The 21,246-nt window shown below is 67.7% G+C and carries 16 protein-coding genes; 13 read left to right on the top strand and 3 right to left on the bottom strand.

The genetic code is table 11. The annotated features are described in order from the left end of the window. Window positions 1-145 precede the first annotated feature (145 nt). Together A9976_RS28055 and A9976_RS28050 are read left to right on the top strand one after the other, a co-directional pair. Window positions 146-1,279: an LD-carboxypeptidase gene (locus A9976_RS28055; protein WP_409049560.1), complete on the top strand. Its 1,134-nt coding sequence runs from the start codon at window positions 146-148 to the stop codon at window positions 1,277-1,279. A 19-nt stretch (window positions 1,280-1,298) separates the two neighbouring features. Next, window positions 1,299-2,039, top strand: coding sequence for a sterol desaturase family protein (locus A9976_RS28050; protein ID WP_183021682.1), 741 nt, complete (start codon window positions 1,299-1,301; stop codon window positions 2,037-2,039). 149 nt (window positions 2,040-2,188) lie between these two features. Here the strand turns inward: A9976_RS28050 and A9976_RS28045 are convergent, their stop codons facing one another. After that, the gene (locus tag A9976_RS28045; protein WP_183021681.1) at window positions 2,189-2,569 is read right to left on the bottom strand and encodes a hypothetical protein; all 381 of its coding nucleotides are present in this window, start codon (window positions 2,567-2,569) and stop codon (window positions 2,189-2,191) included. 185 nt (window positions 2,570-2,754) lie between these two features. Here A9976_RS28045 and A9976_RS28040 point away from each other — a divergent pair, with 185 nt between their 5' ends. Continuing rightward, the gene (locus tag A9976_RS28040; RefSeq protein ID WP_183021680.1) at window positions 2,755-5,325 is read left to right on the top strand and encodes a penicillin acylase family protein; all 2,571 of its coding nucleotides are present in this window, start codon (window positions 2,755-2,757) and stop codon (window positions 5,323-5,325) included. Between the two features lie 40 nt (window positions 5,326-5,365). Here the strand turns inward: A9976_RS28040 and A9976_RS28035 are convergent, their stop codons facing one another. Further along, entirely contained in the window at window positions 5,366-6,361 is a 996-nt protein-coding gene (locus A9976_RS28035; RefSeq protein WP_183021679.1) for an alpha/beta fold hydrolase, read from the bottom strand. 144 nt (window positions 6,362-6,505) lie between these two features. Here A9976_RS28035 and A9976_RS28030 point away from each other — a divergent pair, with 144 nt between their 5' ends. The 7 genes from A9976_RS28030 (at window position 6,506) to A9976_RS28000 (ending at window position 14,157) form a co-directional block, all read left to right on the top strand. Then, window positions 6,506-7,144 carry a TetR/AcrR family transcriptional regulator gene (locus A9976_RS28030; protein WP_183021678.1) on the top strand — a complete coding sequence of 213 codons (639 nt, stop codon included), beginning with the start codon at window positions 6,506-6,508 and terminating at the stop codon, window positions 7,142-7,144. A 259-nt stretch (window positions 7,145-7,403) separates the two neighbouring features. Continuing rightward, entirely contained in the window at window positions 7,404-9,371 is a 1,968-nt protein-coding gene (locus tag A9976_RS28025) for an acetoacetate--CoA ligase (protein ID WP_183021677.1), read from the top strand. Beyond that, window positions 9,368-10,525: a thiolase family protein gene (locus A9976_RS28020; protein WP_183021676.1), complete on the top strand. Its 1,158-nt coding sequence runs from the start codon at window positions 9,368-9,370 to the stop codon at window positions 10,523-10,525. Before A9976_RS28025 ends, A9976_RS28020 begins: the two co-directional genes overlap by 4 nt. Further along, entirely contained in the window at window positions 10,522-10,959 is a 438-nt protein-coding gene (locus A9976_RS28015) for a Zn-ribbon domain-containing OB-fold protein (RefSeq protein ID WP_183021675.1), read from the top strand. The genes A9976_RS28020 and A9976_RS28015 overlap by 4 nt, the downstream gene beginning before the upstream one ends. Window positions 10,960-11,009: 50 nt before the next feature. Then, window positions 11,010-11,462, top strand: a complete 453-nt coding sequence (locus tag A9976_RS28010) for a MaoC family dehydratase (protein ID WP_183021674.1) — start codon at window positions 11,010-11,012, stop codon at window positions 11,460-11,462. Window positions 11,463-11,587: 125 nt separating this feature from the next. After that, window positions 11,588-12,943, top strand: a complete 1,356-nt coding sequence (locus A9976_RS28005) for an MFS transporter (protein WP_183021673.1) — start codon at window positions 11,588-11,590, stop codon at window positions 12,941-12,943. Further along, window positions 12,940-14,157 (top strand): MFS transporter, encoded by a 1,218-nt coding sequence (locus A9976_RS28000; RefSeq protein ID WP_183021672.1) that lies wholly within the window; start codon window positions 12,940-12,942, stop codon window positions 14,155-14,157. Before A9976_RS28005 ends, A9976_RS28000 begins: the two co-directional genes overlap by 4 nt. Window positions 14,158-14,385: 228 nt before the next feature. Here the strand turns inward: A9976_RS28000 and A9976_RS27995 are convergent, their stop codons facing one another. Next, complete coding sequence (locus tag A9976_RS27995) at window positions 14,386-16,725, bottom strand: TonB-dependent siderophore receptor (protein WP_220808931.1); 2,340 nt, start codon at window positions 16,723-16,725, stop codon at window positions 14,386-14,388. 231 nt (window positions 16,726-16,956) lie between these two features. On the opposite strand from A9976_RS27995, the gene A9976_RS27990 reads away from it, so the two are divergent. The 3 genes from A9976_RS27990 (at window position 16,957) to A9976_RS27980 (ending at window position 21,205) form a co-directional block, all read left to right on the top strand. After that, on the top strand, window positions 16,957-18,285 hold the full coding sequence (locus A9976_RS27990; protein ID WP_183021671.1) for an ABC transporter substrate-binding protein: 1,329 nt from the start codon (window positions 16,957-16,959) through the stop codon (window positions 18,283-18,285). A gap of 82 nt (window positions 18,286-18,367) precedes the next feature. Beyond that, the gene (locus tag A9976_RS27985; RefSeq protein WP_183021670.1) at window positions 18,368-20,107 is read left to right on the top strand and encodes an iron ABC transporter permease; all 1,740 of its coding nucleotides are present in this window, start codon (window positions 18,368-18,370) and stop codon (window positions 20,105-20,107) included. 6 nt (window positions 20,108-20,113) lie between these two features. After that, a complete protein-coding gene (locus A9976_RS27980; protein ID WP_380109332.1) occupies window positions 20,114-21,205 on the top strand; it encodes an ABC transporter ATP-binding protein in 1,092 nt (363 codons plus the stop codon). Window positions 21,206-21,246: the final 41 nt, after the last annotated feature.

Genomic DNA, 21,246 nt, shown 5'->3' with positions numbered 1-21,246 from the left:
TTGCAATATGGAGCATGCCGGCCAGGGCCGGCATGGAACCCACTTGGCCACTTCGCGCAGTTCCCGCTCTTCCGGCACGTCCGGCACGCCCCGCAAAAAGGCCGCCGCTGCCGCACCTGCACCCGTTGATCACGCGCACGAACATGTGCATTCCGCCGACGGCACCTGCTGTGCCCACGGGCACGAACATCCACATGGACATGACCATGCACAGGAGCCTTCGCATGCTGCGGCACATGGCCATGGCGCTGCCCACAGCCACGATCACGACCACGAGCATGGCCACGCTCATGCCGCCGATGGCCGCTGCTGTGGCCATGCGCATGACCAGGGTCCGCGCCACATCTATATCTACTCGCCCGCCGGTGCCGTGCGCGACAAGGCCGGCTTCAAGCGCGGCGTGCGCCGCCTGGAGGCCATGGGCCACCAGGTGGAGATCGATGCCGACGCGTTGAGCAGCCACCAGCGCTTTGCAGGCGACGACGCCACGCGCCTGGCGGCCATCGAGCGCGCAGCGGCCAGCGGTGCCGACCTGGCGCTGCCCACGCGCGGCGGCTACGGCCTCACGCGCATCCTGCCGGGCATCAAGTACAAGGCCGTGGCCAAGGCCATCGCAGGCGGCACGCGCTTCGTAGGCCTGAGCGACTTCACGGCGCTGTCGCTGGCCCTGCTGGCCAGGACCGGCGCCACCACCTGGGCCGGCCCGCTGCTGGTGCACGACTTCGGCCGCCCCGACGACGAGGGCGGCGTGGACGACATCATGCTGGACTGCTTCAACGACCTGCTCAGCGGCCAGGGCGAGGGCGCGGGCTGGCAGATGCCGAAGATAGGCCTGCGCGAAGACGGCAAGCCTGCCGTCAAGGACTTCTACATCAGCGGCGGCGCCACGCTGTGGGGCGGCAACCTGGCCGTGCTGGTCTCCCTGCTGGGCACGCCGTACTTCCCGCAGATCCAGGGCGGCATCCTGTTCCTGGAAGACGTGGGCGAGCATCCCTACCGCGTGGAACGCATGCTGACCCAGCTGCTGCATGCCGGCGTGCTGGCCCGGCAAAAGGCCATCGTGTTCGGCCAGTTCAGCGAGTTCAAGCTCAGCTCGCATGACAAGGGCTTCAAGCTGCAGACCGTGATCGACTGGCTGCGCAGCCAGGTCAAGTGCCCCGTGCTGCAGGGCCTGCCCTACGGCCATGTGCCGACCAAGGTGATGCTGCCCGTGGGCGCGCCCGTGTCGCTGTCGGTCGAAGGGCGCGATGCGCTGATCTACTGGGGCCACGTGCACTGAGGCCGGGGACACGCAGGACATGTGGGAGTTCGCGGCCTATCCGTTGCTGGCGTTGATGTTCGTGGGCATCTTCACGCGCGAGGTGATCGCGCCGGCCTCGCGCAACCACTGCGACCGGCGCTGGCTGATCCTGTCCACGCTGCTGGGCCTGGGCACGCTGGCCACCACCTTGGTGGTGGGCCACCTGTTTTCCGACACCATACGCCGCCATGCCCTGTTCGACGTGGGCGGGCGCTGGCCCGCCTTGGCCGTGGGCGGGCTGAGCTTCTTGCTGACCAGCTTCGTCTTCTACTGGTGGCACCGCGCCACGCACCGCTCCGACACGCTGTGGCGCATGTTCCACCAGTTGCACCACAGCGCGCCGCGCGTGGAGGCGCTCACGGCCTTCTTCGCCCACCCCATGGACACGGCGGCGGCCGTGCTGCTGAGCGCGCTGTCCAGCTACTGGGTGCTGGGGGCCAGTCCGCTGGCGGCGGCCTTCGCCATCGGCCTCACGGGGGCGTTCGATCTATTCCTGCATGCCGACATCCGCACGCCGCGCTGGCTGGGATACATCGTGCAGCGGCCCGAGATGCACACCGTGCACCACCAGTACGGCCACCATGCGCAGAACTACGGCCTGCCTGTCTGGGACCTGCTGTTCGGCACCTGGGCCAATCCGGCCGAGCGGGTGGAGCGCCTGGGCTTCGATGCCGACAAGGCCGAGCGCGTGACCGACATGCTGCGCTGGCAAGACGTGCACAAGCAGAACTCCCCCTGAGGCGCTGCGCGCCTTCCCCTCTCGCTTCGCGGGGGGACTACAGCCTCGCTGCGGGGCGGCGCGGCCGGCGTAGGCCCTTGCTCGCTGTCCCTTGTTCTTGGCCGCGCCAGTTTTTGAGGCTCTGTACGGTGGCGGTGGGTGGCTTACTGCTATTCGAGATACCGGCCGTTTTCCTTGCGGCGGGCGCGCATGCCGGTGCGCAGGAAGAGCACGGTGCCGCCTTGCTCGGCCAGCGGCGCGCGCGTGTCGCCGGACAGGTGGGCGTCCAGGCGCTGCGGCAGGTGCTCCAGCAGGGAGCGGATGGCGGTCAGGTCGGTGTCGGCGGCCTCGGGGTGGTCGCGCACAAAGCCTTCGAGATAGGCGCGGGCATCGGCCTGCAGCTGTTCGCGCGTGGTGGCCAGCGAGACATAGCTGACGCCGGCCTGGCCCGGCGCCTCGGTGCCCAGCAGATAGCAGCCGATGTAGTCACCACGGTGCTGGCCCACGGGCGGGTCCTGGCTGAGCTTTTTCAAGAGGCTGAAAGGCCACATTCCACGTACTTCCTGTTTCTGGCGGATGCCCTGCATCCATGTGCGCAGGCCCGGCAGTGATTGTCGCCTGAAGACTGTGCCCCGCAGGCGCGGCTTTCTGTCGTGAGCAATGTGAGCATGTCGCGCGCGCATATGCTACAAACTGCAACACTACGATACGAAACAAGCAGAGGGTGGGGAAAAGAATGGGAATCATGCGAATCCTGAACTCGCGGTGGTGGGGTGTGGGCGCCGTGGCGGTGGTCGGCTCGGCCCTGCTCGCCGGCAGCGCGCTGGCCATCTATGCCGTGCGCGTGCAGCCGGTGCTTGACGGACAGCTCACGCTGGCCGGGCTGGAGCAGCCCGTGCGCGTGCGGCGCGATGATGCCGACATCACCCATATCAGCGCCTTCTCGCCGCAGGACCTGTGGCGCGCGCTGGGCCATGTGCACGCGCAGGAACGCGGCTGGCAGCTGGAGTTCAACCGCCGCCTGATGCATGGCACGCTATCCGAGATCCTCGGGCCGGCCACGCTGGACACCGACAAGCTCATGCGCGCGCTGGACATACACGGAGCGGCGCGGCGCCAGTACGCATCGCTGCCCGCCAACGCGCGCGAGGCGCTGCAGGCCTACAGCGAAGGCATTGCGGCCTTCTACGCGGCGCTGCCCATGCGCCAGCACCCGCAGGTGCCCGAGTTCATGCTGCTGGACACGTCGCCGGGCGGCGGTGACAACTCGGCCTGGGCGCCCGAGGACAGCGTGGGCTGGGCGCTGATGATGGCGCTGGACCTGGGCGGCAACTGGGGCAACGAATTCGCGCGGCTGGCCGCGCTCTCGCAACTGGACACACAGCAGCTGTGGCAGCTGATGCCGCCTTATCCCGGCGAGGCGCCGGCCACCGCCACCGACCTGGCCGCGCTTTACCGGGGGCTGGGCGTATACCGCAAGGAGGCGCAGTCAGCATCCGGTGTATCTGGCGCATCCGGCAAGGCCGCGCAGACCGTGGCGGCGGCGGGCGATGCCGGCGACGTGAACGATGCCTGGGCCCGCTGGTCCCGCGACATGGTGCGCGATGCGGGCACCAACGACGGCAAGGGCAGCAACAACTGGGTGCTGTCGGGCAGCCGCACGGCCAGCGGCAAGCCGCTGCTGGCCAACGACCCGCATCTGGGCTTGAGCGCGCCCGCCATCTGGTACTACGCACGCCTGCAGTCGCCTGCCGGCCAGGCGCAGGACGGCACGCCGCTGTCGCCCATCGACGTGGTGGGGGCCACCCTGCCGGGCCTGCCCTTCGTGGTGCTGGGGCGCACGCGCGAGGTGGCCTGGGGCTTCACCAACACCAATCCCGATGTGCAGGACCTGTACCTGGAGCAGATCGATCCGGGCAACCCGGGCCGCTACCGCACGCCCGACGGCTGGGCGCCCTTTACCGAGCGCAGCGAGCGCATCAGGGTCAAGGGCCGGGCCGATGTGCAGCTCACGCTGCGCAGCACGCGCCACGGTCCCGTGATCAGCGATGTGCAGCCCCAGTACGAGGCCGTGCTCGACAAGCGCCGCTACGCCGTGGCCCTGCGCTGGGCGGCGCTCGACGCCGACAACCTCACCGTGCAGGCGGGCCTGCGGGCCAACGAGGCGCGCAGCGTGGCACAGCTGTTCGAGGCCTTTGCCGACTACCACTCGCCCATGCAGAGCATCGTCGCGGCCGACGTGCATGGCGCCATCGGCTTCAAGGCCGCAGGCCGGGTGCCGCTGCGTGCGGCCGACAACGACCTGCGCGGCGTGGCGCCCGCGCCGGGCTGGGAGGCACGCTACGACTGGCAGGGCTGGCTGCCCTATGACCAGGCTCCACAGGACGATGGCACGGCGCTGGGCTATCTGGCCACCGCCAACCAGCGCATCACGCGCGAGGGCTATGCCCACTTCCTCACCCAGGACTGGAGCCTGCCGTACCGGCACCGCCGCATCTCCGAGCTCATCGAGGCGAAGGACAGGCACGACCTGGTCAGCATGGCCTCCATCCAGAACGACCAGACCTCGCTGGCCGCCCGTGCCCTGCTGCCGCAACTGCTCAAGGCCCTGGATGAAGCGCCGGCCACGCATCCGCTGGCCCCACAGGCGCGCCGGGTGATGGCGCAGTTCGACGGCCGCATGGATGCCGCGCAGGCCGCTCCCCTGATCTTTGCCGCCTGGGTGGACGAACTCACGCGCGGCCTGGTGATACCGCGCCTTGGCGCCCAGACCTTTGCGGCCACCTATGGCAAGCGCGACTACCGCGCGGGCATCGAAGGCATGCTGGAGCGCCGCGATGGCTGGTGGTGCGCTGCGGCGGGCTGCAGCGCCCAGGTCAGCCAGGCGCTGGACCGGGCGCTGGCGCGTCTGCAGTCCATGCAGGGCAGCGACCTGGGCCGCTGGCGCTGGGGTACGGCGCATGCGGCGCTCAGCAGCCACAGGCCGCTGGGCAGCGTGGGGCTGCTGGCGGGCATCTTCAATGTCAGCGTGCCTTCGGGCGGCGACAGCTACACCGTCAACGTGGGCCAGTACCTGCCCGGCGATGCCAGGGCGCCGTTCGCCAACCGCCATGCGGCATCGCTGCGCGCCATCTACGACCTGGCCGAGCCCGAGCGCTCGCTGTTCATCTACCAGACCGGACAAAGCGGCGTGGCCCTGTCCAGCCGCTATGCGGACATGTCTGCCGAATGGGCCGATGGCCGCTACCGGCCGCTGCAGATGGCGCCCGCGCGCTGGCGCCATTCGATGATGCTGCGGCCCCAGTGACGGCCCGCGCCGGCGGCGCCAGGCGGCATGTCGATACCGGTCAGACCGTGAGAAAACCTTCGATCAGCCCTGCCACGGCGGCCGGCTGATCATGGTGCAGCATGTGGCCCGCATCCTGGACCACGGCGGTGCGGCAGTCGGGGATCTGGCGGATGCGTTCATGGTATTCGGCCAGCGTATAGCGCTCCTTCCACCACATGCCCAGGCTATCGTCGCTGGCCTCCACGGCCAACACGGGGGCGGTGATGGCGGCGTACAGGGCCAGCATCTCGTCCACGCGGAACAGCTGGGCGCTGACCAGCTTGTGCGCCGTGTCGCCCAGGATCTCCCAGCGGCCTTCGGCGTTGGGCGCCGCCCAGTGGTGGGCAAGCCACAGGGCCTTGTCCTGCGGCAGGCGCCGATTGGTCTTCATGAGCCGCTGGGCCACTTCCTGCACGCCGGCATAGCTCTTGAGTGCGAGCTCGCCGCTGCGCAGCTGGCGCAGCTCGTCCATCCACTGTGCATAGCGCCTGGGCGCCTGCGCCGGCCGGGTGGCAGGCATGCCGAAGCCTTCGAGGTTGACCAGGCGGCGTATGCGTTGCGGCCGCGCGCCCGCATACATCATGGCCACATTGCCGCCCATGCTGTGGCCCACCAGGTCCACGGGCGTGTCGCCGACTAGGGTGTCCAGCAGATGGTCCAGGTCGCCCAGGTAGTCGGCGAAGTCGTGGCGGTCGCAGGGCCCGGCAGGACGGCTCAGCCCGAAGCCGCGCCAGTCGGCCGCGATGATGCGCCGGCCCGCCATGAAGGCGTCGCCAAAGGCATCGACCACGAACTGATAGGAGGCCGCGACATCCATCCAGCCATGGGCCAGCACCAGCGGCGCCAGCGCCGGGTCGCCATCGACAGCCCCCCATTCGCGCACGTGGTACTCCAGGGTCCGCACGGGCACCATGCGTGAACGCCAGGGGCGGATGGGAACATAGATCGGCGCTTCATCGGCGGCTGCGGCACAAGAGGTGGTGGGAGATGTGGTGGAAGAGGGGGCTTGCAGCATGCCGTCGATTATTCCGTTTTGCTGCTGTGCAGCAGTCAGGGGCGGGACAGGGGAGGTGGGGGATTTCCCCTGGGCCGGAGCCGGGCCGGGATGGCATGGAGGGCTTGCGTGGAATGGCTTGACCGGTCGGTACATTGAAATATCATGCAGCAAACCCATCCTGAAAGAGCGACCGTGGAAATCATCGACTATCCCGACTTGCCTCAGCGCGAGCGCATCCTCAAGATCGCGGCGCAGTTGTTCGCCAGGCTGGGCTACAACGCCGTCGGGATGAGCGAGTTGCAGCAGGCGGTGAAGCTGGGCCGCGGCGCGTTGTACCACCACATCCGCAGCAAGGAAGACCTGCTGTACGACATCTCCCGCGAGTACATCCGTGAGCTGGCCCAATCGGCCCGGCAGATACAGGCAGAGGTGGACGACCCCGTGCAGCGCCTTCAGCGTCTGGGTACCTATCTCGTGCGAAAGATCGCCTCCCATCAGGCAGAGCTGACGGTCTGCTTCAGGGAGGTGTCCTCGCTCACCGCCGAACGGCATGCGGAGGTCATGGGCTGGCACGCCCAGTACGAGCGCGTCTGGCGCGACACCATGGTGGACGGCGCCGAGGCCGGCAGTTTCTGCCCCTACGACCCCGTCGTGCTCAAGGCCGTCCTGGGCATGTACTTTTACAGCTATCTGTGGATGAAGCCCGATGGCGCCCTGGGGCCCGAGATCATCGCGGACCGGCTCAATGGCCTGGCCCGCAGGATGCTGGCCATGGCTCCCCATCCGGCACATCCGTTCTGAGGGTTTGTCCCGGCGCGCGGACCTTCATTCTTCGGCATATTGAAGTTAGTACCGACCAATCGGTACAAGCCAAATGCTCTTTTGTGAGCGGAGGCAGACCCATTGAAAAATCTGTCCTGACAGGGATATGCCCAGCCAGACCAGATTGGTGTCAATGGTTGATGGAGGTTCCGGAGAGCTTCTGGAGGTTTGGGAAGAAGTCCTTTTGTGTCTTGATATTGTACCGATCGGTCGATACTTTGAAGAAGAGGGTCAAGCCATGCAGTCCTGCGAAGACAACTTGTTGTGGAGTCCTGGCGAGGAGTCCCTGGAGACATCCCATCTGGCCCGGTTCGCCCGGCGATATGGATTCGATCCCTCAAGGTATGACGAACTGCACCGCTGGTCCATCAGCGACCTGGACGGGTTCTGGAACGCAGTCTGGGAGTTCGGCTCCGTGGTGGGCGAACGGGGTGACACCGCACTGGTGCGGCGTGGCGATGGAGAGATGTTCGGGGCCCGCTGGTATCCGCAGGCACGGCTCAATTTCGCGGAGAACCTGCTGTGCGGCGACGATGGGCGTCTGGCCGTGATCGAGTTCGATGAGTCGGGCCTGCAGCGCGAGCTGACCATGGGGCAGCTGCGCGCGCATGTCTCGATGCTGCAGCAGGGACTGCGCGCGCTGGGGGTCGGTCCTGGCGACGTGGTCGGCGGCATTCTTCCCAACCACCTGGAGGCCCTGGTCGCCCTGCTCGCGGCGGCTTCCCTGGGGGCCGTATGGGTGTCGTGCTCCCCGGACTTCGGCGCACCGGGCATCGTGGACCGCATCGGGCAGGTGCATCCCAAGGTGCTGTTCGCGGCGGACAGCTACGTCTACAACGGCCAGCGTTTCGAGATGGCCGACAGGCTGGGGCAGGTGCTCCAGGGATTGCATGGCCTGGAGCACCTGGTGGTGCTGGGTGACCCGGGGCGGATTCCGTGCAGCCAGGGGGTGAAGGTCTGGTCATGGCGGGACGTCAACCTGGCGCAGTCCGGAAAGGTCGACTTTGAGAAGCTGCCCTTCGCCCATCCCTTGTATGTGATGTTCACTTCAGGCACCACAGGGCTGCCCAAGGCCATCGTGCATTCGGCTGGCGGTACCCTGCTGCAGCATCGCAAGGAGCACCTGCTGCACTGCGATGTGCAGCCTGGCGATGTGATGAGCTGGTACACCAACACGGCCTGGATGATGTATCACTGGCTCATCTCGGGACTGGCCAGCCAGGCTGCCGTGGTGCTTTATGAGGGCGCTGCCATCGTCAAAAGGCCGCAGGGCGATGATCCGGGCAACCTCTGGCGCATGGCGCAGCAGGCCGGCATCACGCATTTCGGGACCAGTCCGCGCTATCTCGCCGCGCTTGCGGCGGCCGACTACGAGCCGGGTCATCGGCATGACCTGGGCGCGCTGCGCAGTGTGCTGTCCGCAGGCGCTCCCGTGCAGCCTGAGCAGTTCGACTGGCTGTACCGCGCAGTCAAGAAGGACATGCTCTTCGCCTCCATCTCGGGCGGCACGGAAATCATGGGTTGTCTGGTGCTGGGCTCGCCCCTGCATCCTGTCCGGCGGGGCGAAATCACCTGCAAGGCGCTGGGCCATGCGGTCGATGTGGTCGATGGCCGTGGCGCCAGCGTCGTGGGGCGCAAAGGCGACCTGGTGTGCACGCAGCCGTTTCCCAGCGCCCCCCTGACCTTCTGGGGAGACGATGGTGATGCCCGGTACTACGCCGCCTATTTCAAGGAGCGGCCGGACATCTGGACCCATGGCGACCTGGCGGAGCAGACCGTGCGCGGCTCCCTGGTCATCTACGGGCGTACCGACACCACGCTCAAGCCCGGCGGCGTGCGCATCGGTACGGCCGAGATCTACCGAGTGGTCGAGGCGCGGCCCGAGATCGAGGACGCGCTGGTCTTCGGCCGCCCTGTCGATGGCGATGAGGAGATCATCCTGTGCGTCGTGATGAAGGCGGGCATCGCGCTCGATGATGCCCTGCAAAGGCGCATTCTTTCGGACATTCGCTTGCAGGCATCTCCCCGCCATGTGCCACGCCGGATCTTCCAGGTGACGGCGATTCCGTACACGCTCAACGGAAAGCGTGTCGAAGGCGCGGCCAGGGCGATGGTGTCTGGACAGCCCGTCAGGAACCAGGGCTCGCTGATCAATCCCGAGTCTCTGGCGCAGTACGCCGAGCTGATGCAGCGGGAGGCCGTATGAACAGGCGCTCATGGGGAGCCATCGCCGGCATCGGCGAACTCAGGCCGGTCCGAAGGACCCAGGGTGCGACGACCCTGGACCTGATCGCTCAGGTGGCGCGGCTGGCCGTGGCGGACGCCGGGCTGGACAAGGAGGCCATTGACGGGCTGCTGGTCGGCCCCCAGGTGGGGGAGACGCCCCAGCATGTTCCTGCCACGGTGGCGGAGTACCTGGGCCTTCAACCGAAGATGGCCAATGTGGTGGACCTGGGAGGGGCCTCGGGGCCTGGCATGGTGTGGCGTGCGGCGGCGGCCATTGCCACGGGCATGTGCGAAGCGGTCCTTTGCGTCCTGGCCAATACGCGCGAAGCGGATGTTCCCCGCTCCCCGAACCGCAACCCGATCCGCGAGTTCGATGTGCCCTTCGGCGCATCGGGCGCCAACATCTCGTATGCGCTGCCCATGCAAAGGCATATGTCCCAGTACGGCAGCACGCCCGAGCAGTTTGCCGCGATTGCCGCGTGGGCGCGGCACAACGCGCAGTTCAACGAGGACGCGATCTTCCACGGCCAGCCGGCCAGCGTGCAGGACGTGCTGGCGTCGCCCCTCATTGCCGCACCGCTGCACCTGTACGAAATCGTCATGCCCGTGGCCGGTGGCGAGGCCGTCGTCGTCGTCAGCCCCGAACGCGCACGTGCGCTGGGCCACCGGCCCGTGCATCTGCTGGGCGCCGGCGAAAAACTCACGCACCGGGCCATCAGCCAGGCGCCCAGCCTGACCAGCGGACCGCTCAAGCCCGCCATGGCCCAGGCGCTGGCACAGGCGGGCGTGGGCGTGGAGCAGATGAGCCTGCTGTCCCTGTACGACTGCTACACCATCATGGTCGCTCTGACGATCGAGGATGCCGGGCTGTGCGCCCCGGGGCACTTCGGGTACTGGCTGGCCGACCACCGCCTGGGCTTTGACGGCGACAAGCCGCTGAACACCCATGGCGGCCAGCTGGGATTCGGCCAGCCCGACCTGGCGGGCGGAATGACGCATGTGGTGGAAGCCGTGCGCCAGCTGCGCCATACGGCAGGCAGGCGCCAGATCCGCAACGCCGAACTGGCCTTGGTCACGGGCAATGGCGCCACCGTCAGCGAAGCCGTGGCGCTGGTACTGGGAGCCGACGCATGAACCCCATCGAGCAGTTCGAGCGTCTCAACGCTCCCGCCCCCATTCCCACGCAGATCTCGCGGCCGTTCTGGGAAGGCAATGCAGCCGGGCGCCTGGTAATGCAAAAGTGCGGGGACTGCGGTGCCTGGGTCTTCTATCCCCGGGGGCATTGCCCCCATTGCTGGGGCGCACGGCTGGCCTGGTCCGATGCGCGCGGCAACGCGAGGCTGGAGAGCTTTTGCATCGTGCACCGGCCTGGGCATGACGCCTGGAAGGCCGCGGCCCCCTATGTCCTGGCCATCGTCCGGCTGGAGGAAGGCCCTTCGATGCTGAGCACCCTGGTATGCCCGGCGCATGAGGTGCCCGATATCGGCACGCCTGTTCAGGTGCGCTTTGTCCGGATCGGACAGTTCACCCTGCCCATGTTCGAACCCGCCCGTCAACGGCGGTCGTGAAGGCCACTGCCTTGCCGTCCGCAGACTCCACCCCCTGGAAAGGATCCGCCATGCCGAATGCGCAAACAGCCTGGACGAACACCCTCAATGGCATGCCCAGGGTGGGCGATGCCGCCACCCGTGACAAGACGATGAGCCGGCGTGACATCGAGTTGTTCACCGAGATCAGCGGAGACCGCAATCCATTGCACTTCGACGAAGCATTGGCCCGCGCATCCCCGTTCGGCGGCCTCATCGTGCAGGGCGGCGTCACTTCGGGCCTGCTCAATGCCCTGGTCGCGCAGGATCTTCCGGGCCCCGGCTCCGTGTTCCTCGGCATGGAGCTGAGCTTCTCCAAGGCGGTGTATGTCGGCGATACGGTCACTGCGCGGCTGGAGATCAAAAGCGTGCGCGAAGACAAGCCGATCTGCAAGGTCGAGGTATCGGTCAGCAACCACAAGGGCGAGGTCTGCCTGAGCGGCACGGCGACCACCTTCACCGTCGCGCTCAAGGGCGGCACGTAGAGGTCCGCGCGAAGGCCCTCAAGGCGGCCACTTCTCCATTTCGCAAGCGCATCCAGGGCGGGCCGGCGGCCTGCCAGGGGATGGCTTTGCCCCAACGATCCTGACAAGCAACGGGAGTGAGATCCATGACACAGGCAACCAGCGCCGGTGCGGTTCGCGGCGTCCAGGCAAGCGCCACCTCGCAACACGGCCAGCATCGCAAGGTCGCCGCGGCAAGCCTCATCGGCACCGCGGTGGAGTGGTACGACTATTTCATCTACGGGACCTACGCGGCCCTGCTGTTCCCGAAGCTCTTCTTTCCGGGCATGGACCCCCTGGCAGGAACGATTGCGGCCTTTGCCACCTATGCCGTGGGCTTTGCGGCCCGGCCGGTGGGCGCGGCCGTGTTCGGCCACTACGGGGACCGGGTCGGCCGCAAGGCCATGCTGGTGATATCCCTGCTGATGATGGGCGGCAGCACGGTGCTCATCGGGCTGCTGCCCACCTACGGCACGGCCGGGATCTGGGCGGCCGTGCTGCTGTGCGTGCTGCGCCTGGTGCAGGGTTTTGCCGTGGGCGGCGAGTGGGGCTCCGCCGTGGTGATGGCGGTCGAGCATGCACCCGCAAACCGCCGGGGCCTGTATGGCAGCTTTCCCCAGATGGGCGTGCCGCTGGGGCTGCTGCTGTCCACGGGGGTCTTTGCCATCACCTCGGCCAGCCTTTCCGAGGCGGACCTTCTTGCATGGGGCTGGCGCATTCCGTTTCTGGCGAGCATCGTCATGATCGGCATCGGCATGTTCATTCGTCTGGGCGTGCAGGAGTCACCCGTCTTCGAGAAGTTGAAGCAGACCGGGCAGCAGGCCCAAAGTCCGGCCGCAGACCTGCTCAGGCGCCACCGGCGCGTGCTGCTCGTCACCATCGGCATGAAGATGCTGCAGAACGCCGTCTTCTACATCTACAGCGTCTTCATGCTGAGCTACATCGTGGGTGTGTTGCACATGCCGCGCTCGGTGGGCCTGAACGCCGTGCTCATCTCCTCGGTGATCGGCCTGGCCACGATCCCCCTGTGGTCCTGGCTGTCGGATCTGATCGGCCGCAAGAAGGTCTATCTGTTCGGCAACATCGCCTCCATGGCCTTCGTGCTGCCGTTCTTCGCTCTGGCCGAGACCGGCAGCGTGCTGCTGATCACCGTGGGCATGGTCGTCGGCCTGAACGTGCTGCACGATGCCATGTATGGCCCGCAGGCGGTCTATTTCTCCGAGCTTTTCGGAACCCAGGTCCGCCTGAGCGGCGCCAACATCGGCTATGCCATCGGTGCCGTCCTGTCGGGTGGCCTGGCGCCCATGATCGCCACGGCGCTGCTGGCCGCCCAGGGCGGCAAGACCTGGGGTATCGCCCTATACCTGCTGGGCCTGGGTGCGATCAGTGTCGTCGCTACGCTGTGTGCACGCGAGACATACCGGGAAGGCCTGGATGCAGCCTTGAACCAGGAAGGCTCATGACATATGTGGCTGAACGAAACGGCGGGCCTGCAACGGCGGCTCGCGGCCCCGTCGGCGTGGTCGCCCTGGCGCAACTGCTGGGCACCTCTCTGTGGTTCAGCGCCAACGGCGCCGCTGACGACCTGGCGCGCTCCTGGCATGCGACGTCGACCGACATCGGCTGGCTGACGGGGGCGGTACAGCTGGGCTTCATCCTGGGGACGCTGTTCCTGTCGCTCAGCGGCCTGGCCGACCGTTTTGCCGCCAGCAGGATCTTCGCCGCTTGTGCGGTGGCGGGAGCCTTGCTCAACGGCGCCTTTGCCTGGCTGGCACGGGATGTGACCAGTGGCGCCGCCTTGCGCTGTCTCGTCGGTATATCGCTGGCGGGGATCTATCCGTTGGGCATGAAGCTCATCGTGTCCTGGAATCCGCAGCGGGCCGGGGCTTCGCTGGCCTTGCTGGTCGGCATGCTCACGCTGGGGACGGCACTGCCGCATGCGCTGCGCGCCCTGGGCGTCGGCTGGCCCTGGCAGTACGTGGTGGGCACTTCCTCGCTGCTGTCCCTGGTGGCTGCCGCAATGGTCTTTCTTCTGGGGGACGGGCCGCACCTTGCTGCGGGTCGTTCCAAGCCCGCGTTCAGGATGGCGAACGCGCTGGCGGCGCTGCGGTCGGCGGACTTCCGGTCCGCGTCGCTGGGCTATCTGGGGCACATGTGGGAGCTGTACGCGTTCTGGACCCTGGTGCCGCTGCTGGTCTTGCGCACGGGCCTGGCGTCGGGTGGTCCTTTGCCGGTGGCCGGCATGTCCTTTTTCATCGTCGCCGCAGGCACCGTGGGTTGCCTGGCGGGCGGGGTCCTCAGCCGCAGGTGGGGTAGCCCCGCCACCGCGGCGGTCGCCCTGGCGGTGTCCGGCCTGTGCTGTCTGTGCTTTCCCTGGATTGCCCGGTCCGCGGGCCAGGCACCGCTGCTCGCGTTCATGCTGCTGTGGGGCGCCACCGTGGTGGCCGATTCGCCCCAGTTTTCCGCCATGGCCTCCGCCAGCTGCCCGCCCCAGGCCGTGGGGTCCGCGCTGGCCTTGCTGAACTCGGCGGGATTCGCCGTTACCGTGGTCGCCATCGCCGCAGCGACATCGCTGGCCGATGCCCTGGATCTGCGCGTGTCCTGGCTTTTGCTGCCGGGTCCGGTGCTCGGGCTCATCGGGATGAGCCCGTTGCTGAGGAAGGCGCAGGCCTGTTGAGCGCCTGGCGCAGCCGGATGCTGGCCAGCCGTGCCCTTGCGGGGCTGCCGCGCGTTGGCGGGACGGCAGGCCTTCGGCGTGCGCGCCAAGGTCATGAAGCCGCATGAACCATGCGTACCGAGATGCGGACCCCATTCGCGTACGTGGTACTGGAGGTTGCGCATCGGCATCATTTGACGCCCCAGGGGAGCAGCCGCAGCCGGGCTGTCCTCGGGGGCATGGCCGTGCTCAGAACCGCATGTCCGCACTGACCAGGAAGGTGCGCGGCGCGCCCAGGGTGACCCGGGAGCCGGCCCAGTTGGTGGAGTTGGCGTAGAGCTTGTCGCCCACGTTGTCGATGTTCAGGCGCAGCGTCAGCTGGGGCGATACGGGATAGGCCGCCATCAGGTTGACCACGGTGTAGCCGGGCAGGCGTCCGGCCTGGCCATTGGGAATCACGCGGTCGGCCGTGTCGGGGCGGCCGACCCAGGACTTGCCCGTGTGCCGCAAGCCCGCGCCCAGGGTCAGGCCCATGGGCAGCTTGTAGGTGGACCACAGGCTGGCGGCCACTTTGGGGGTGAAGGCCAGTTCGTCGCCGTTGGTGCTGCTCACGCCATTGGCGTAGTCGCCCTTCAGTGCGGCGTCGATGGCGGCGTTGTGCCGCCTTTCGCTGTCCAGGAAGGTCAGCCCGCCGAACACCGACCAGGCCGAGGTCACGGCGCCGGCAATGCTCAATTCCAGACCCTGCACGATCTGCCGGCCGTAGCCCACGGGCTCGGCGGCGGCCGGGCCCATGGCGATGCGGCTGCGCTCGGTGCGGAACAGGGCCGCCCCCGTGGACAGGCGATGGTCGCGCAGGTCCCATTTGGCGCCGACCTCGTAGTGGGTGGAGCGCTGGGCCTTGGAGTTGCGGTGGTTCTGCCCTGTCCACCCGGGGAAGGCGTTGTCGCCCTCGCGCGAGATGTCCGAGCCCGACAGGAAGGAGCCGGGGGGCAGGGCCGACTGGCCATAGGAGGCATAGATGCTGGCCTGGGCCACGGGCTTGTAGATGACGCCGAGCTTGCCGCCGAAGGTGGTTTCGCTGCGCTCATAGCCATCGGGGCCCTGCGGCGCGCCGGCGGCCGTGCGGCTGTCCAGCCGGGTCCGGTAGCGCTCCAGGCGCACACCGCCGGTCATCTGCCACTGCGGCGAGAACTCCACGGTGTCGTAGGCATACAGCGCCACGGTCTGGATGGTGACATCGGCGATCTGCGAGGCCACGGGCCCCACGAAGCCGGCCAGCGGCCGCCGCGGATCGGGGTTGAACAGGTCGGTGGTGCCCGCATTGCCCAGCACGCCATTGGTGGGATAGCGGTTGGCCGAGGAGGTCTCGCGGGTCAGCTCCAGCCCCGCCGCCGCGCGGTGCTGCAGGCCTGCGGCCGTGAAGTCGGCGCTCAGGTTGGTCAGGTTGCCCACCGATGTGTTCTCGCGCTGGTAGGCCTGGCGCTGCGTGGTCACGGTGGCCGTGGCGGCCGCATAGGCCGTGGGCACGGTGAACAGTGCCTCGCGCTCGGTGCGCGCCCAGCGCGTGTGGTTGCTGATGCGCAGCGTGGGCGAGATGCGGTGCTCCACGCGCGCCAGCAGGGCATTCGAGGTGCTGTCGTCATAGTCGGACAGCAGGCCGTAGAAGTTGGAGCGGCCGGCCGTGGCCGAGACGGGGTCGTAGCGCATCATGCCCTTGACCATGGCGGCCGGCACGCCCCAGTCGGGCCGGCTGTCCTGGCGCAGGTGCTGGTAGGACAGGGTGACGGTGGTGGGCTCTCCCAGCCCGAAGGCGACCGATGGCGCAAAGCCGAAATTCCTGACGTTGGCGTATTGCCGCCCCGCGATGCCGCTGTCTTCGGCCAGCAGGTTCAGGCGCCATGCGGCATTGCGCTCGCCGATCCGGCGGTTGATGTCGGCCGTGGCCCGGCGGCGGTCACCGGAGTCGTCGTTGTCGAAGCCGTAGCCGAGGGTGCCGCCCACGAAGTTGTCCAGCGCGGGCGACTTGGACTGCAGGTTCACGTAGCCGCCGGCCCCGCCGCGGCCGTTGTCCGCCGAGGGGCCCTTGATGACTTCCACGCGCTCCAGGTTGAAGGTGTCGCGAGCGTAGGTGCCCGAGTCGCGAAAGCCATCGACGAAGATATTGCCGCTGGTGTCGAAGCCGCGCAGGCTGAAGCTGTTGGTGCTGGTGGAAAAGCCGTTCTCGCCCGCGTTGAAGGTGATGCCGGGGGTGTTGCTCAACGCTTCCGTGAGGTTGCGTGCACCTTGCTCGGTGAGCAGCTCCCGGGGAATGACTTGCACGGTCTGTGCCGTGTCCAGCAGCGAGGACGTGGCCTTGAGGGAGGAACTGGCGCCCTGCCGATAAGGGCTTTCGGCGGGGCCGGTCACCTGCACTTCGGGCAGGGTGGGCGCGGGGCTCGGAGCCTGGGTCTTCGTCTGGGCCAGGCTGGCTTGGGCCGAGAGCATGGCCAGCACGATGGGGGAGTAGGCGAAGACGCGGCGGCGTGGGGATGCGATGGCCATGGCGTAAGGCTCCTTCTGGTGGCGGTTGTCAGGGGGCGCGTGCATGGTCATGAATTTCTTTGACGCGACAAATGAAAATGATAGTAATTATTAATCGCTTTCCGTCAATATCCCGCAGGCAGAGCAAGGACATCCTGCGCCGGGAGTCATGCGGCGGGTTAACCCGGCCCGCGCCGCCGCTGATGCACGGCATCAGAAACAATGATTGGCCGGCCGGGCCGGCGCTGCCTACAGTGGGTTGCAGATTGACCGCACAACAACCCGAAGGAGACAGCGATGCAGCAACGCAGATGGCTGACGGCCGCCATGGCCGCAGGATTGTGGGGCGCCGCCATGGCGGCCCAGGCCGGCACGGTGACGGTGCTGACCTCGTTTCCCAAGGAGCTGACCACGGCCTACCAGAAGGCCTTCGAGGCGGCCAATCCGGGGATCAGGATAGAGATCCTGAACAAGAACACCACGGCCGCCGTGGCCTATGTGCGCGAGCTGCCCGAGGGCCAGCGGCCCGACATCATGTGGGCCAGCGCCCCCGATGCCTTCGAGGTGCTGGCGCGCAACAAGCTGCTGACCGCCGCGCCCGAGACACGCAATCCGGCCGCGCCCGCCAAGATCGGCAACTACCCGCTCAACGACCCGCAGGGCCTGTACTACGGCCAGGCGCTGGCCGGCTACGGAATCATGTGGAACACGCGCTACCTGAAGGCGCACAAGCTGGCGGCGCCCAAGGAGTGGAGCGATCTGACGCGGCCCGAGTACTTCGGCCACATCGCCATCTCCTCGCCCTCGCGCTCGGGCACCACGCAGTTGACGGTGGAGACCATCCTGCAGGGCGAGGGCTGGGACAAGGGCTGGCGCCAGCTGCTGTCCATGATGGGCAATGCCGCCGCCGTGACCGACCGCAGCTTTGCCGTGCCCGATGGCGTGAACAACGGCCAGTACGGCATAGGCATCGTGATCGATTTCTTCGGGCTGGCGGGCAAGTATTCGGGCTTTCCGGTGGACTTCGCCTACCCGGCGATGACGGCCGTGGTGCCTGCCAACATCGCGCTGATCGCGGGCGCCAAGAATGCCGATGAGGCACGCAAGTTCATGGCCTTCACCATGTCGGTGCCGGGCCAACAGCTGCTGTTCGACCCCAAGATCAGCCGCCTGCCCATCCTGCCCTACAGCCAGCTCAAGGCGCCGGCCGGCTACCCCGTGCCGCAGGAGGTGGCGCAACGCGCCAAGGTGCAGTTCGACGCCAACCTGTCCGAATCGCGCTATGCCGTGGTGATCAGCCTGTTCGACCAGATGGTGACCTTCCGCCTCAAGGAGCTGCAGGCCGCCACGCGCGCCATCCAGGAGGCGCAAAAGGCCCTGCAGGCCAAGCCCAATGCCAGGGGCCAGGAGCTGCTCGCGCAGGCGCGCGACATCGCCTACTCGCCGCTGGTGGGCGAAGCCAATGTGAAGGACGAGCAGTTCCTGGAGCTGTTCCGCAAGAGCCGGCGCGATGTGGCCGTGTCCAAGGAGCTGACGGGCCTGGAGCAGATGTGGGCCGACAAGGCGCGTGCCAACTACGAGCGCGCGGCCAAGCTGGCGGCCGAGGCGCGCGGCCTGGCCCGGTAAGCGCGGTAAGCGGCGCGGGCGCCCGGCACCGGGCGCCTGCATGCACTCCCCTTGGCAGCCTCTTTCGCTGCGGAGCATTCGCATGAGCATCGATTCCATGGCGGCGCCCGCCGCCGCCCCCCTTGCTGCGCGCGCGCGGCGCATTCCGTCGGGCTGGGGTCCGTGGCTGGCCTTCGCGCTGATCCTGGCCTTTTTGCTGGCCTTTCTCATCGTGCCCGTGGGCATGGTGGTCTACACCGCCTTCATCAATGAAGGCGGCGGGCTCACGCTGGGGCACTTCGGCAATTTCTTCGGCCAGACCGTCTTCCGCGAGTCGTTCTTCAACAGCCTGGGCGTGTCCCTGGCCAGCGTGTTCTTCGCCAGCCTGATCGCCGTGCCACTGGCCTACCTGACGGTGCGCTTCGAGTTCCGGGGCGCGCTGCTGATACAGACGCTGGGCGTGCTGCCGCTGATCATGCCGCCCTTCGTGGGGGCGGTGGCGCTGCAGCTGATCTTCGGGCGCAGCGGCTCGGTCAACCTGCTGCTGGACGACTGGTTCGGCTTCACCGTGCCCATCATGGAGGGGCTGACGGGCGTGATCTTCGTGGAGAGCATCCACTACTTCCCGTTCATCTTGCTCAATCTCGTGGCGGCCATGCGCAACATCGACGGGGCCATGGAGGAGTCGGCGCTGAACCTGGGCTCGCGCGGTTTCCGGCTGTTTCGGCGCGTGATCTTTCCGCTGGCCATGCCCGGCTACCTGGCGGGCGCGGCCCTGGTGTTCGTCAAGGTGTTCGACGACCTGGGTACGCCGCTGGTGATGGGCGTGACCAATATGCTGGCGCCCCAGGCCTATCTGCGCATCACCTCGGTGGGGCTCGATGATCCGCTGGGCTATGTGATCAGCGTGATCATGATCGCGTTCTCCATCGTCGCCCTGTGGCTGGCCGCGCGGGTGATGAAGGGCAAGGACTACGCCACGCTGCAAAAGGGCGGCAGCGCGCTGCAAAAGCGCCGGCTGTCGGCCTGGGAGGCGCTGCTGGCCTATGGCTGGATCGCCCTGGTGCTGCTGGTGGTGCTGGCGCCGCACATCGGCATCTTGCTGATGTCGTTCTCCAAGGTCTGGAGCTTCTCGGTGCTGCCCGACAGCTACACGCTGGAGCACTACGCCACGGTGTTCACCGACTCGGGCTACATGATCGGCAACACGCTGCTGTACTGCCTGATGGCGGCGGGCATCGACGTGGTGATCGGCACCGCCATCGCCTACCTGATCCTGCGCACGCGGCTGCCTGCCCGGCAGTGGCTGGACTATCTGGCCTCGGTGGCGCTGGCGATTCCGGGGCTGGTGCTGGCCATCGGCTACCTGCGCCTGTTCAAGGGCGTGAACCTGCCCTTCACCGATACGCCCATCGTCACGACCTGGGTGCTGATCATGCTGGCCTATGCGGTGCGGCGGCTGCCGTATGCGCTGCGCTCGTGCATGGCGGCGCTGCAGCAGGTGCACATCTCGCTGGAGGAGGCCGCGCAAAGCCTGGGCGCGGGCCGCACCAGCGTGATACGGCGCGTGATGGTGCCGCTGATGGCCGGCGGCATCCTGGCCGGCTTCGTCACCAGCTTCATCACGGCGGCCGTGGAACTGTCGGCCACCATCATGCTGGCCTCGGCCCAGAGCCAGGCGCCCATGAGCTACGGCATCTACCTGTACATGCAAAGCATTTCGGGGCGCGGGCCCGGTGCGGCATTGGGCGTGCTGGCCGTGGTCGTGGTCGGGCTGGGCACGTATTTCTCGCACCGCTTCGTGGAGCGCTCGCGCGCCACCGTGCAATCGACTTCGGAGTGAAACGCCATGCACCTGGACCCTGTCTCCCTCGAATGCAGGCACATCAGCCTGAGCTACGGCAGCAACGAAGTGCTGCGCGACGTCAACCTCAAGATCGAGCCCGGCGAGTTCTTCGCGCTGCTGGGGCCTTCGGGCTCGGGGAAGTCCACGCTGCTGCGGCTGATCGCGGGTTTCAACCGGCACCAGCGCGGCGAGCTGCTGGTGGGCGGGCAGGACATCACGGGCGTGCCGCCGCATGCGCGCAACATCGGCATGGTGTTCCAGAACTATGCGCTGTGGCCGCACATGACGGTGTACGACAACGTGGCCTTCGGCCTGGTCGAGCGCCGCGAAAGCCGCGACACCATCCGCCGCAAGGTGGGCGAGGTGCTGGAGCTGGTGGGCCTGTCGCAGTACGCGCAGCGCCGCCCGGGCCAGCTGTCGGGCGGGCAGCAGCAGCGCGTGGCGCTGGCGCGCACCGTGGTGATCGCGCCCAAGCTGCTGCTGCTGGACGAGCCGCTGTCCAACCTCGACAAGCAGCTGCGCGTGCAGATGCGCGAGGAGCTGCGCAGCCTGCAGCGCAAGCTGGGCCTGACCACCATCTTCGTCACCCACGACCAGGAGGAGGCCATGACCACGGCCGACCGCATGGCCGTGCTCGACAAGGGTGTGCTGCAGCAGGTGGGCTCGGCGGCGGGGCTGTACGACTATCCGGCCAACCGCTTCGTGGCGGGCTTTGTCGGCACGGCCAATGTGCTGGAGGGCGAGGTGCTGCCGACGGCAGGCGAGTCGCTGGCCTTCAAGGTGCCGGGCCTGGGCACGCTGACCCTGCCGCGCCCGGCCCAGCCGCCCGCGCCGGGGCGTGCGGCGCTGGCCTTCCGTCCGCACCAGGTGCAGATCGCGGTGCGCGACGATGCGGGCGATGCCTCGCGCGTGTGGGTGGAAGGGCAGATCGAAAGCGCCGAGTTCCTGGGCGAGTTCTCGCGCTACCGCGTGCGCGTGGGCGAGGTGGCCGTGGTCGCCGACCAGGCGCATTACGCAGGCATTGCCATGTTCCCCATGGGCATGCCGGTGCGCCTGGGCATCGAGCCCACGCAGCTGCGCTACCTCGACGAGTGAATGATGAGACGGCTAGGGATGTTCCCTGAAACCCGGGCCTG

The organism is Delftia sp. UME58 (assembly GCF_014170385.1).
Lineage (GTDB): Bacteria > Pseudomonadota > Gammaproteobacteria > Burkholderiales > Burkholderiaceae_C > Comamonas > Comamonas acidovorans.
The sequence above is the reverse complement of the archived record's forward strand: the minus strand, read 5'-3'. Positions and strand labels throughout refer to the sequence as shown.